This window comes from Exiguobacterium sp. OS-77, from assembly GCF_000414195.2.
GTDB classification, from domain to species: Bacteria; Bacillota; Bacilli; order Exiguobacteriales; family Exiguobacteriaceae; genus Exiguobacterium_A; species Exiguobacterium_A indicum.
The window spans coordinates 775,968-789,379 of the sequence record NZ_DF239008.1; the positions used below are offsets into that span (position 1 = coordinate 775,968).

13 protein-coding genes and 1 riboswitch are annotated in these 13,412 nt (G+C 48.3%); of the genes, 11 read left to right on the forward strand and 2 right to left on the reverse strand.

Going from position 1 to position 13,412, the window contains the following annotated elements:
- Positions 1 to 54: 54 nt before the first annotated feature.
- Complete coding sequence (locus EXG77_RS03775; protein ID WP_023469141.1) at positions 55 to 288, forward strand: YuzB family protein; 234 nt, start codon at positions 55 to 57, stop codon at positions 286 to 288.
- A 76-nt stretch (positions 289 to 364) separates the two neighbouring features.
- Here the strand turns inward: EXG77_RS03775 and EXG77_RS03780 are convergent, their stop codons facing one another.
- Entirely contained in the window at positions 365 to 931 is a 567-nt protein-coding gene (locus EXG77_RS03780; RefSeq protein ID WP_023469140.1) for an ECF transporter S component, read from the reverse strand.
- Between the two features lie 155 nt (positions 932 to 1,086).
- Positions 1,087 to 1,228: riboswitch (FMN riboswitch) on the reverse strand.
- Between the two features lie 111 nt (positions 1,229 to 1,339).
- On the opposite strand from EXG77_RS03780, the gene EXG77_RS03785 reads away from it, so the two are divergent.
- The 4 genes from EXG77_RS03785 (at position 1,340) to EXG77_RS03800 (ending at position 3,662) form a co-directional block, all read left to right on the forward strand.
- Positions 1,340 to 1,690, forward strand: coding sequence for an iron-sulfur cluster assembly accessory protein (locus EXG77_RS03785; protein WP_029342414.1), 351 nt, complete (start codon positions 1,340 to 1,342; stop codon positions 1,688 to 1,690).
- A 117-nt stretch (positions 1,691 to 1,807) separates the two neighbouring features.
- Positions 1,808 to 2,674, forward strand: a complete 867-nt coding sequence (locus tag EXG77_RS03790; protein WP_035396393.1) for an NAD-dependent epimerase/dehydratase family protein — start codon at positions 1,808 to 1,810, stop codon at positions 2,672 to 2,674.
- Positions 2,671 to 3,174 carry a GNAT family N-acetyltransferase gene (locus tag EXG77_RS03795; protein WP_023469137.1) on the forward strand — a complete coding sequence of 168 codons (504 nt, stop codon included), beginning with the start codon at positions 2,671 to 2,673 and terminating at the stop codon, positions 3,172 to 3,174. Before EXG77_RS03790 ends, EXG77_RS03795 begins: the two co-directional genes overlap by 4 nt.
- On the forward strand, positions 3,171 to 3,662 hold the full coding sequence (locus EXG77_RS03800; RefSeq protein WP_035396395.1) for a GNAT family N-acetyltransferase: 492 nt from the start codon (positions 3,171 to 3,173) through the stop codon (positions 3,660 to 3,662). The genes EXG77_RS03795 and EXG77_RS03800 overlap by 4 nt, the downstream gene beginning before the upstream one ends.
- A 242-nt stretch (positions 3,663 to 3,904) precedes the next feature.
- On the opposite strand, the gene EXG77_RS03805 is transcribed toward EXG77_RS03800, so the two are convergent.
- Positions 3,905 to 4,903, reverse strand: a complete 999-nt coding sequence (locus EXG77_RS03805) for an NAD(P)/FAD-dependent oxidoreductase (protein ID WP_023469135.1) — start codon at positions 4,901 to 4,903, stop codon at positions 3,905 to 3,907.
- A gap of 243 nt (positions 4,904 to 5,146) precedes the next feature.
- Between EXG77_RS03805 and EXG77_RS03810 the strand changes: the two genes are divergently transcribed.
- From EXG77_RS03810 to EXG77_RS03835, 6 genes are all read left to right on the forward strand, one after another.
- A complete protein-coding gene (locus EXG77_RS03810) occupies positions 5,147 to 6,358 on the forward strand; it encodes an NAD(P)/FAD-dependent oxidoreductase (RefSeq protein ID WP_023469134.1) in 1,212 nt (403 codons plus the stop codon).
- Between the two features lie 81 nt (positions 6,359 to 6,439).
- Positions 6,440 to 6,757: a YuiB family protein gene (locus tag EXG77_RS03815; protein WP_023469133.1), complete on the forward strand. Its 318-nt coding sequence runs from the start codon at positions 6,440 to 6,442 to the stop codon at positions 6,755 to 6,757.
- Positions 6,758 to 6,858: 101 nt separating this feature from the next.
- A complete protein-coding gene (gene glcT, locus EXG77_RS03820; RefSeq protein ID WP_023469132.1) occupies positions 6,859 to 7,716 on the forward strand; it encodes a glucose PTS transporter transcription antiterminator GlcT in 858 nt (285 codons plus the stop codon).
- A 217-nt stretch (positions 7,717 to 7,933) separates the two neighbouring features.
- Positions 7,934 to 9,457 carry a glucose-specific PTS transporter subunit IIBC gene (ptsG, locus tag EXG77_RS03825; RefSeq protein WP_023469131.1) on the forward strand — a complete coding sequence of 508 codons (1,524 nt, stop codon included), beginning with the start codon at positions 7,934 to 7,936 and terminating at the stop codon, positions 9,455 to 9,457.
- Positions 9,458 to 9,587: 130 nt separating this feature from the next.
- Positions 9,588 to 11,696: a glucose-specific PTS transporter subunit IIBC gene (ptsG, locus tag EXG77_RS03830; RefSeq protein WP_023469130.1), complete on the forward strand. Its 2,109-nt coding sequence runs from the start codon at positions 9,588 to 9,590 to the stop codon at positions 11,694 to 11,696.
- A 154-nt stretch (positions 11,697 to 11,850) separates the two neighbouring features.
- A complete protein-coding gene (locus EXG77_RS03835) occupies positions 11,851 to 13,368 on the forward strand; it encodes an MDR family MFS transporter (protein ID WP_023469129.1) in 1,518 nt (505 codons plus the stop codon).
- Positions 13,369 to 13,412 lie beyond the last annotated feature (44 nt).

Sequence of the window (13,412 nt, forward strand, 5' to 3'; positions counted from 1 at the left end):
CCTTGTATAATACGACATGAGGCAGGTCGTTTCCTGCTTGAAGGAGGAAAAAAAGTGAATCCGATTATTGAATTTTGTATCAGTAACTTAGCGGCTGGTACACAGGTCGTCATGGAGCAACTCGAACGTGACCCGAACGTCGACGTCGTCGAATACGGTTGCCTTGGCTATTGCGGCATTTGTTCGCTTGATCATTTTTGTCTCGTTGATGGTGAGACGGTCGTAGGCGAGACGCCGGAAGAGTTGCTTGAAAAGATTTACCTAAAAATCGAAGAGAATGAGCTGTGAGCCCGAACAGCCAAAAAATCCCCTCGTTCGTCTGAACGAGGGGATTCGTGTCCGTCAGCGGGCGCAGCTTTTCGGATCAGGCAGATTGTTGACGGCGCATCATCCATGGTCGTAGTTTCATGAACAACGGAATGAAGAGTGCCGAGATGAACAATGCCTTGATGACGTTAAACGGTAAGATACCGGCTGTGATTGCTGTCCATTTGACAGCTGGATCCGCCATGTAGTCCATACCGAGGAACCATGCATATGCTGGAAGGATCAAGATATAGTTGAGAATCGCAAGACCGAGTGCCATCGTGATTGTACCAGCGACGAGGCCAGTTGCGAGACCTTGTGTTGATTTCTTTTTGTGGTAGAACCAGCTGACAGGAAGCACGAATGCGACACCAGCAGCGAAGTTCGCGAATTCTCCGACCGGAACACCACTTCCGCGGAAGATGTAATATAACACGTTCTTCAATGCTTCGACGATGACACCTGCGACCGGTGAGAACATGATCGCTGCGACGAGAGCAGGAACATCACTGAAGTCGATCTTCAGATAGTTCGGTAAGAACGGCAGTGGAAAATTGATAAGCATAAGAACAAATGAGATTGAACCTAACATTGACAGAGTGACCATTTTTTGTGTGCGTTTCATACGAGTATTGTCTCCTTTTGCTCGTTCCTCTCGATGAAGTATTGGCATGACTGCGTCCATAAAGAAACCCCTATTGATGAGATCAACAGGGGAGAAGTCCGCATTAAATAAACCTAATCGATTGTTGCAAAAATCGATCAAATTCAAACTCATGCCGCCATCTTCTCCCATCCAGACTATACTGTCGGCTCCTGAATTACACAGAATCAGCAAATAGCGCCCTATTCGCTCGCGGGCTTCAACTCATAATAGTTGTTTACCGCCGGTCGGGAATTTCACCCTGCCCTGAAGATGGAACGATTATTTTGTTGTACATACCATTTATACAACGAATTCAAGATAGTTTCAAGCAACTAGGTTTCGATTCGCTCAGAAGTTGCGTATACTAAAGAAAAGGAAGGTGATGACATGATCCATTTAACGGAGGCAGCAGCGTTACAAGTCCAAGACATGATGGCGCAGGCACCAGCAGATGAACGGAATCTTCGGATGCTCGTCCAAGGTGGTGGATGTAGTGGTCTGTCGTACGGAATGGGATTCGACCAACAGAAAGAAACGGATCTCGTTTTCGAACAGCACGGCGTGACCGTCATCGTGGACGAAAAAGATTACCCGGTCGTCAAAGGACTGGAAATCGATTATAAGCAGTCGATGCTCGGCGGCGGATTCACGATCACGAATCCGAATGCCATCGCAACATGCGGTTGCGGGACATCGTTCCGGACGGCAACGAATGCCGGGACACCGGGTGGCTGTTAATGAATCCAATCGTGGACATCGTCCACGATTTTTTTATTGTCCGCATACAGGAGACCTGTTCCGTTGACTCGAAATATTAAGAGAGTGAATGCTACTACGAACAGGGAGGGCTTCAGGATGAGAAAAGTATTGATCTTCGGGGGAACACGCTACTTCGGACGCCGGCTTGCGATTCGGTTAGCCGATTCGGGGGATGACGTGACAATCGTCACACGCGGCGAGCATACGCCACCGGTTGCGAAGGGCTTGACATTTTTCAAAGGGGACCGGACGTCAAGTAGTACGATGAAGGACTTAAGCCAACAGCACTGGGATGTCATCTATGACAATATCTGTTTCACACCGTATCAAGCAAAACTTGCGATCGACGCGTTTGAAGGAAAAGTCGGACGTTACGTGTTGACGTCGACGATGTCTGTCTATGAAGGCGGTGGTGCGAACATCACGGAGCGTGCCTATAATCCGTTTCCGGGGAAATATGACCTCGAGAAGGAACATGGATATGGCGAAGGGAAACGCCAAGCGGAGAGTTATTTCTTCCAACGGGCGACGTTCCCAGTCGTTGCGGTCCGTTTTCCGGTCGTCCTCGGACCAGATGATTATACGGAGCGACTCGTCTTTCATATCAAACGGGCGCTTGACGGGCGTCCGATCGTTGCCGAAAACACATACGCGAAGATGGGGTATATCTCAAGTTACGAAGCCGCTGCCTTTCTGGAGTGGTGTGGTCGCTCGGAACTGACCGGACCGATCAACGCTGCAAGTGACGGTGTCTTATCCATTCAAGACCTAGTGGATAAAATCGACCGCGTTGCGGGAACGACAAGTCAACTCGTCGCAAAAGGAGAGGATGAATCACCGCTTGCGCCAGAACGCGATTTCTATATGGATACGACAGCTGCGAAACAAGCCGGCTATCTGTTCCAACATGTCGATGACTGGCTCGATCGTTTGATTGAAGAGGAGGTGCGCAATCACCAATGATGCAGTTGATGAAACCAACTCTTGCGTGGGAGACAGAGTATCGCGCCTTTTTAGAAGACTGGCGAGAGTCGGGTGAAACGATCGTGCCGGAAGCAGTCGGAGACACATATGAACCACTGGGCGCTTATTTTGCGGAACTTAAGGAAATGGAGACAACGGTCAGATCGGGTCTTGTCACCCATTCGACGTACTGGATGGTCGACGGGCAACGAATCGTCGGTGCGCTGAACTTCCGGCATGATTTGACAGAGAACTTGAAGTTGTACGGCGGGCACATCGGATACGGCATCCGACCATCCGAGCGTCAGAAAGGATATGCGACGAGTGGTCTTCGACTTGCGCTTGAAGAAGCACGCCAGCGTGGACTCGATCAAGTACTACTGACGTGTGGCGTTGATAATCTAGCATCTCGCCGTGTCATCTTGGCGAACGGTGGACAAGAAATCGAGCCGACTGTTCGTAATGGGCGCGAGACACGTCGCTTCATCATCCCGTTATGAGAATCCGTGAAGCACGTCTAGAAGATGCGTCAGCCATCGCCCGCGTTCATATTGATGCCTGGCGCGAGACGTATCAAGGTATCATTCCAGATCTGTATTTAGCACAGTTGTCGCATGTGAAACGGACGCAACAATGGGAACAGACATTAGTCAATCAGCGCGTGTATGTTGCCGTGTCAGGAGAAGAAGTCGTTGGCTTTGCGCAAGGTGGAGCGAATCGAAGTGATGCGCGTGAAGGGGAACTCTACGCGATTTATGTCTTGCAAGCGTCACAAGGGCAGGGACTTGGGAAAGCGCTGTTTCAACGCATCGCTGAGGACTTAGCGGAATATGAGACGATGCAGGTTTCTGTCTTGCGAGATAATCCAGCGTGCCAGTTTTACGAGCGATTCGGTGGTCAGGTCTTCGAAGAATCGATGATTGAGCGAGGTGGGGTGGAACTCGTGCAACGGGTTTACCGGATACCGGTTAAAAGATCATCCGTATGAAATCGGACGTTTTCAACATCTTCGCTTTCCTTAGGCGGGATGTAAGCCGCGCCAGTTCCCATTCCATGTGATCTGTCGGGTCTTCCCTATCCCTGACGGAAGCACGCATCGTGCTTCCTTTTCCTGTGGGAGTCGAAGATGTTTGGTCACGTCCTCGATGTGATTCCATGAAAATAAGAGGTCGGACTCCGGTATGTCATCCGGAATTCGACCTCTTATTTGTTTACAACCATTCAGTTATCTCAAGAATGATTTGTTACTTTTTCGAACAGACTCGTCGAGTGTTGCGGGTGACGAGCAGATGGATCAACGAGAAGTTTCGCTTGGTTAACGGCGATCGGTGCTTCACCGAAGCCCGTTGCGATCAGTTTGACGCGTCCTTCGTAAGTCGCGATATCACCACAAGCGAAGACGCCCGGAATCGCAGTCTCCATCTTCGAATTGACACGAATCGAATTGCGTTCGAATTCGACTTCCCATTCTTTGAGCGGTCCGAGTGACGAGACGAAGCCGAAGTTACAGACGACATCGTCCGCAGCGACGACGACGACTTCACCACTTTCAGCATGTTTGAACGTCAGCGTCTCGATGTGCGTCTCACCTGTAACCGATTCAAGTGTATACGGCGTCATGACGTTGACGGACGAATCGTGTAACAGTTCGACCGAATGTTCATGGGCACGGAACTTGTCACGACGGTGGACGAGCGTGACGGATTTTGCGATCGGCTCAAGCATCAATGACCAGTCTACTGCGGAGTCACCGCCACCCAGTAAGACGACTTGGCGATCCTTGAAACGTTCCATGTCGTTGACGAAATAGTGTAAGTTTGTTTCTTCGAAGCGTTCTGCATCCGCTACTCCGAGTGGACGCGCAGCGAACGAGCCGTTTCCTGCCGTCAAGATGACGGTCTTTGTATAATGCTCGCCTTTATTCGTGACGAGGCGGATGATTCCGTCATCCATCCGTTCGTAAGCGATGACGGTCTCACCGAGCACGTATGTCGGATCGAATTCATTTGCTTGTTCAAGCAACCGATCGACCAGTTCCTGTGCTTTTACTTTCGGAAAACCGGCAATATCGTATATATATTTTTCAGGATAAAGCGTAGCGAGTTGACCACCTAATTGAGGTAGACTCTCGATGACCTTCGTCTTCATCTGGCGCATTCCTGAATAAAACGCGGTGAACAGTCCGACCGGACCGCCGCCGATGATCGTGACATCATATGGTTGGTGCATCTGATTCCCTCCTAGCGTTGGATAGGTCCATTATATAGGAAGTAGGGGGTAAAGGTGCAAGTACGGAACATCTCACATTTTTTTAAGGGAAATTACATTTTTCTTTTGCAATCATTCCTGAAAAGTGTTTCAATAGGCTTATAGACATGTGAACATTATTTGAACAAAATTTTTGAGCATTCGTCTGTAATTGAATGTGAAGAAAATCACAACAAAACTACGATTCGTAAGGAGTATCAGAACATGAACACACCTAACATTGTTATTCTTGGAGCGGGCTACGGTGGATTGATCACAGCAGTCAACCTTCAAAAGAAACTCGGCGTCGATCAAGCGAACATCACGTTGATTAACAAACACGACTATCATTACCAAACAACTTGGTTGCATGAACCAGCTGCAGGTACGATGTCTGCGGAGCAAGCGCGCATCTACATCAATGATGTCATCAACCCGTCACGCGTCAAACTTGTCAAAGGTATCGTTGAGAAAGTCGACACGGCTGCTAAAACGGTTCTCTTACAAGATGGCGGAACAGTTCCTTACGATTACGTCGTCGTTGCTCTCGGTGGCGTTCCTGAAACATTCGGTATCAAAGGATTGAAGGAACACGCGCTGACGATCAGCTCGTTGAACAGCGTCCGTAAAATCAAGGAACATATCGATTACTCATTCGCACAGTACAAAACAACAGGATCACAAGATCGTTCACTCTTGACGATCGTTGTTGGTGGTGCTGGATTCACAGGAATCGAGTTCATGGGTGAGCTCGTCAACCGTATTCCAGAACTGTGCAAACAATATGACATTCCACGCGAACTCGTTCGTGTCGTCAACATCGAGGCAGCACCAACAGTCCTTCCAGGATTCGATGCTGATCTCGTCAACTACGCACACAAATGGCTTGAGCGTCAAGGCGTCGAGTTCAAACTCGGTAACGGCATCAAGGAATGTGGACCAGGAAGCGTCACGTTCGGTCCGCTTCAAGGTGACACGACTGAGACGATCGAAGCAAGCACGATCATCTGGACAGGTGGCGTCAGCGGTAACCCAGTCGTTGCAGCATCTGGTTTCGAAGCGATGCGTAACCGTGTCGTCGTCGAAGAAGATCTCCGTGTTCCAGGACACGACAACGTCTTCATGATCGGTGACTGTTCAGCAGTCATGGATCCAAGTTCGAACCGTCCGTACCCACCGACTGCACAAATCGCGACACAACAAGCACACAAAGTCGCTGAGAACATCGCAGCACTCATCGCGGGTCGTCAAACATCGACGTTCACGTACGAAAACAAAGGAACGGTCGCTTCGCTTGGTCACAAAGACGGCATCGGCATGGTCTTTGGTAAGAAGATTTACGGCCGTAACGCATCGTTCATGAAAAAAGTCATCGACAACAAACACTTCTTCGAACTGAAAAAGCTTGGTCTTGCGATCAAAAAAGGGAAGTTCTAAGTTCACGTTTTAGGCAAATGTACACTCGTGCATTTGCCTTTTTTGTCGGTTATACTAGAAGAGATTCAAAGGGGGAACAGTATGCATATCATTCAAGCCGTGATCGGGAGTGTGCTTTATCTCGTCATGTTCTTTAGTATCGGATTCATCTTAAACATGTTGTTGCGGAGTACATGGGTGATGCTCGTACTCTATCCGGTCATCATCATCATGATGATCGACAACCAATCGACGCTCGAATACTTCACGAATGCTCGTGAAGCAATTCCGAATCTCGGGGACCGGATTGCTGGTCTACAGACAGCGGATATCACGATGTTCGCGGCTGGTCTTGCCGGAATCATCATCGCCGGTCTATCGATTCGCTTCTTGCGTAAGAGTGGTTACCAAATGTTTTAAAGTCTACTTGAGTAAGTAGGCTTTTTTCGTGTCTGAAAAACCGTTATAATGAAAACAATGTCTTTAAATAAATGTGTAAGAGCAGATTGGGTTGAGAGCGAATGGATAAACAAATGTACCACGTTATCAAGGTATTGAATAATAATGTCGTCATTTGTTCGACTGGTGCGAATCAGGAAGTCATTATCCTCGCGAAAGGGATTGGCTTCGGTCGGAAGCCAGGCGATCAACTGACAGATCTCGACAAGTTGGAAAAAGTCTACACGTTGAAGGATAAAGAAGAACAGGATCAATATAAGGCGCTCGTCGGTCATCTCGATGAAAATTTCATCGCGTTGATGAACGAGATCGTCTCGATGATCGAGACACGCTTCGGAAAAAAGGTCGACGAACATATCCATATCGGATTGACGGATCATTTGACGTTTACGTTCAAGCGACTCGAACAAGGAATGGAAGTCACGAATCCGTTTCTTGCTGAAACGGAAGCCTTGTATCCGGAAGAGTACGCCCTTGCAGAAGAAATCGTCGAGTTCATCAGTGCCGAGATGAATTTTTACCTGCCTCCAGCTGAGACAGGATTCATCGCACTTCATATTCATTCAGCGACGAACTTCAAAGACGTACTTGAAGTCAACCGCCATCATCAACTCGTCGGTTTAATTGCTAGTCATATCGAGCAGCGACTGGAGATTAAAATCGATCGAAAATCGCTTGATTACAAGCGTCTGATTCGGCATCTTCGTTCAGCGATTGAAAGGGTTTCCAATGGGGAGTATCTAGAGGCTCCAGAAAAAGTAGAAAAGCTATTGCGTGAAGAATATCCGCTATGCTATGATACTGCTTGGGAGCTGATGTCCATCATGGAACGTCAGTTGAAGAAAGCGGTACCGCGCGGTGAGGCGACGTATCTTACGATGCATCTGCAACGCTTAGTGCAGTACGATTCAGGTAAATGACCGCACGGACTACGTGTTACTGATACGATCAGGCATGAGTGGGATGTCGGGCAAGAAGCTTTATTTCCGTTATGCAACGGGATAAGTCTATTGTCTACAATCCGCTCGTGCCTGATTTTTTTCTGTAAAAAAACGGTCAGATGTCTGACTTTTTTCGTCTCAATCATTGGCATTATTCATCATACTTCGCTCTTAACAGGAAAAGGAGGAAACACACATGTTCAAACAGATTTTTGCTGTTCTTCAACGTGTCGGTAAAGCGTTGATGCTTCCTGTAGCGATTTTGCCAGCTGCCGGTATCCTACTCGGATTCGGTAATGCGATGCAAAATCCGAACTTGACGTCAAAACTCGAGTTCTTGAAAAATGATGCAATCATCAAGGTTGCAAAATTGATGGAAGCAGCCGGGGATATCATCTTCGGTAACTTAGCACTCTTATTCGCGGTCGGTGTCGCGATTGGTCTTGCAGGGGACGGCGCAGCCGGACTTGCGGCAATCGTCGGATTCTTGATCATGAACAAAACAATGAGCGTTTGGCTCGGCGTTACACCAGAAATGGTTGCTAACGGTCAAGGGTATGCAAACGTACTCGGTATCCCAACACTTCAAACTGGGGTATTCGGTGGTATCATCATCGGTCTGATTGCAGCTTGGGCGTATGGGAAGTACCATAATCTCGAATTGCCGCAGTTCCTCGGATTCTTTGCTGGTAAACGTTTCGTTCCAATCGTCACAGCAGTTGTTTCATTGGTTGCAGGTCTTGTTCTCGTATTCGTCTGGCCGTTTGCGCAAGATGGCTTGAACTCGTTCTCGCACTTCATGATGGAGAAAAACCCAACACTCGCAGCATTCGTCTTCGGTCTCATCGAGCGTTCGTTGATTCCATTCGGTCTTCACCATATCTTCTATGCGCCATTCTGGTTCGAATTCGGTTCGTACAAGAATGCAGCAGGAACAGTCGTTCATGGTGACCAAGCGATCTTCTTCGCACAATTGAAAGACAACGCAACATTAACAGCTGGTACGTTCATGACTGGTAAATTCCCGTTCATGATGTTCGGTCTTCCAGCAGCAGCACTCGCAATGTACCACGAAGCTCGCCCTGAGCGTCGTGCAGTCGTTGGTGGTCTTCTTGGATCAGCAGCACTTACAGCATTCTTGACAGGTATCACAGAGCCAATCGAATTCGCATTCTTGTTCGTAGCTCCAATCTTGTTCGCAGTTCACGCTGTCTTCGCAGGTCTCTCGTTCATGACAATGCAATTGTTGAACGTTAAGATCGGTATGACATTCTCTGGTGGTTTGATTGACTTCCTTCTCTTCGGTGTTCTTCCAGGACGCACGCAGTGGTGGCTCGTCATCGTCGTCGGTCTTGCACTTTCTGTCATCTACTACTTCGGATTCCGTTTCGCGATCCGTCAGTTCAACTTGAAAACACCAGGTCGTGAAGATGAAGTTCAAGAAACATCATCTGTTCAAGGTTCTGAACTCGCTGAAGGTATCCTTGACGCACTCGGTTCAGAGTCGAACATCAAACACTTGGATGCATGTATCACACGTCTTCGTGTCGAAGTTCTCGACAAATCGAAAGTCAACAAAGATGAGTTGAAAAAATTAGGTGCTGCTGGTGTCCTTGAAGTTGGTAACAACGTTCAAGCAATCTACGGACCGAAATCAGACAACATCAAGTCTGAAATCCAAGCCGTCATCGCATCACGTAAACAAGAAAAAACAGTCTAATGTTTTAAGAAATGAGTCCTTCTGCGGAAGGGCTTATTTTTTTTGGAAAAATCTTTTAGAATCGTTTTGCGCTAGAATATTTTAGGGTATGAACTAAGTAGTTTGTTTAAAAAAAGGAGGGAATATACGCATGTGGAAAAACGTGTTTGGTGTCTTACAGCGGATCGGTAAGGCCTTGATGTTACCGGTAGCGATTTTGCCGGCAGCGGGGCTATTGCTCGCGTTCGGGACAGCGTTTCAAAACCCGAACTTGACGCAATATTTACCGTTCCTCGAGAACGATTCGCTAGTCGTCATCTGGCGAGTCATGCAGGATGCGGGTGACATCATCTTTGCGAACCTCGGGTTACTGTTTGCCGTCGGGGTCGCGATTGGTCTTGCGAATGGGGAAGGGGTTGCCGGTCTAGCAGCGATCGTCGGTTTCCTGATCATGAACAAGGTCATCAGTTCATTCTTACAGATTACACCAGAAAAAATCACGGAAGCACAGAAAGCGAGTGACTTGTCGTATGCGACGGTCCTCGGGATACCGACCTTGCAAATGGGGGTATTCGGAGGGATCATTGCAGGTTTGATAGCAGCGTACAGTTATAATAAATTCTTTAAAATCAAACTGCCTGATTTCCTCGGATTCTTCGCAGGGAAACGTTTTGTTCCGATTGCAACTGCCTTATTTAGTCTTGTTGCCGGGTTTGCCTTGTCGTATATTTGGCCACCGATTGGAACAGGTATCAATACGTTCTCAAAAACAATCATCGAAGCAAACGAACCGTTGTCTGCCTTCATCTTTGGACTCGTCGAACGTTCATTGATTCCGTTTGGTCTTCATCATATTTGGTACTCAAGTTTTTGGTTCCAGTTCGGGGAATACACGGATAAAGCTGGAACGATCATCAATGGGGATCAGCGAATCTTCTTCGCACAATTGAAGGACGGTGTACCATTTACAGCAGGGACGTATATGACCGGGAAATATCCATTCATGATGTTCGGTCTGCCGGCAGCCTGTCTTGCGATGTACCATACCGTTGCGAAGGATCGTCGTAAAGCCGTCGAAGGTCTTTACTTCTCAGCTGCGTTGACTTCTTTCCTGACTGGTATCACGGAGCCAGTCGAGTTCTCCTTCGTCTTCGTTGCACCTCTCTTGTTTGCCGTTCACGCTGTCTTTGCTGGTCTTTCATTCATGATCATGGATTTACTGAACGTCAAGATCGGGATGACGTTCTCCGGTGGATTGATTGACTACACGTTATTCGGGATTCTACCGAACCGAACCTCGTGGTGGCTCGTCATTCCAGTCGGACTTGTCTTCGCCGTCATCTATTACTTCGGATTCCGTTTCGTCATTACGAAGTTTGATCTGAAGATTCCGGGACGCGAAGCGATAAAAGAAGGTGCCGCTACCTCAACGGCACAAGCCGGCGATCTACCGTATGAAATTCTACAAGCATTCGGTGGTCCATCAAACATCAAGCACCTCGATGCTTGTATCACACGACTTCGGATTACGGTTAATGATAAATCAGGCGTCAACAAGGACCGCTTGAAAGAACTTGGTGCTGCCGGTGTTCTTGAAGTCGGAGATAACGTCCAGGCGATCTTTGGACCGAAATCTGACGGAATCAAGACAGAGATGGCAGACATCATGAAAGATCCAAACTATAAACCAAAAGAAACACCGGAAGCCGATCCAATTCCACAAGTACCAACGGGAGACGAAGCGCGCACTTCTGGAACTACAGCAGATACCGGTCCACTCGCTGGGGATCGTGGTGGGGCTTACGTGCCTGAAGATGGATATGTCGCACCACTGAGCGGTATCATTCGTTCTCTCGATGATGTACCGGATCAAGTCTTCTCCGGTCGAATGATGGGTGACGGATATGCGATCGAACCAACGGAAGGATATGTTGTCTCTCCAGTCTCTGGTGAGATCACGACATTCTTCCCGACGAAACACGCGATCGGTATTCTTGCGGATAATGGAGATGAGATCTTGATTCACATCGGTATTGATACGGTGTCACTCGAAGGAAAAGGATTCGAGGCATTGGCGAAAGCCGGCGATCGTGTCGAACCGGGGACACCACTTCTCAATGTCGATCTTGAACAAGTACGACCACTCGTACCATCATTACTGACACCAATCATCGTCACGAACAGCGGCGATCGAAAAGTCGACGTTGATGTCGGACGGACGGTCGAAGCCGGAGAAGCGATTTCGTATCGTGTAGAGTAAAGAAGAAAAGCGACGGATCGCTCTGAGCGATCCGTCTTTTTTTTGTGTGAAACGATCGTAGAGCACATTTGATAATGAGATTTTGCACATATGATGATACAATAAGTTAGCTATTATAAGAGTTAGCTAATTTTTTGAGAAATGAGGTGCGTCGATGTCTTCGACTACAACAAAAACGAATACGACACCTGTCGTCATCGGATTATTGATTGGAATTTTAGTCGCAGCAATGGATAACACGATCGTTGCGACAGCGATGCCGACGATCGTCAGTGAACTGAATGGGTTTGATCAGTATGCATGGGTCACGTCGGCTTACATGATCGCAACCGTTGCTGGGATGCCGATCTTCGGTAAACTGAGTGACATGTATGGAAGAAAACGCTTCTTCCTCTTTGGGATGCTCCTCTTCATGGTGGGAAGTATCTTATGTGGAATGGCAGACTCGATCATTGAGCTGTCTGCCTATCGTGCCTTGCAAGGGCTCGGTGGTGGGGCGTTGATGCCGATCGCCTTTACAATCATCTTTGATATCTTCCCACCGGAAAAACGGGGGAAAGTCAGTGGGTTGTTTGGAGCGGTCTTCGGCATCTCGAGTATCTTCGGACCGTTGCTTGGTGCCGTATTGACGGATTCCCTCGACTGGCGCTGGGTGTTCTACATTAATATTCCACTTGGTTTGATTGCCCTTGGTCTCGTGACGGTCTTCTATCAGGAATCACCGGTGCACCGGACACAGAAAATCGACTATGTCGGTGCGTTTACGCTTGTCGCCGGATTGGTGTTATTCTTACTCGCGCTCGAAATGGGTGGCAAAGAGTATGCATGGTCTTCGCCACAAATTCTTGGTCTGTTCGGAGCAGCGCTCGTCGCGTTCGTTGCCTTCGCATTTGCTGAACGACGTGCCGCGGATCCCGTCATTACGTTTAGTCTATTCCGCCGTCGCTTATTTGCGGCAACACAAGGCGTGGCGTTCTTTTATGGATTCGTCTTCATCTCGGCGAGTGTGTTTATTCCAATTTTCGTGCAAGGTGTCTTTGGTGGCAGTGCGACGAATTCCGGTCTGATCCTGATGCCGATGTTGATTGCCTCGGTCATCTCGGCGCAGCTCGGTGGACAGTTGCCGAACAAGTTTGGATTCCGCAACGTCATGATCGTCTCAGCGGTCTTCTTCCTACTCGGTGTCTATCTTCTTAGTACGATGACGCTTGAGACATCGCGGACAGCGGTAACGATTTATATGATCATTCTCGGATTTGGTGTTGGCTTCAGTTTCTCTCTATTGAATCTAGCGAGTATCAACGGCATCGAGATGCAACGTCGGGGCGCAGCGACCTCGATGGGCTCAACATTCCGGACAATCGGGATGACGCTTGGTGTCACGGTTCTCGGAATCATCCAATCACGGACGTTCGCGTCAGCTGTAACGGATCGGTTGCCGCAAGGTGGAGCGCCGTCCGGTGGACAGTTCCCAACGGCTGCTGCGTTTGCGAAGATGCCACCAGAAGTTGCGACAGCAATTAAGACGTCGCTTGCAGAATCGATCTCAACCGTCTATTTCTGGGCGTTGATTCCAGCAGTACTCGGTGTCATCTTTATCTTCTTGATGGGGAACGAGCGTCCGATTTTGTCGGAACAAGCTACTCCAGCGAAGAAGAAACAAGCTCAATAATCACCATTTCAACAACGTCTTCTTTCTTATAAGAAAGAGGCGTT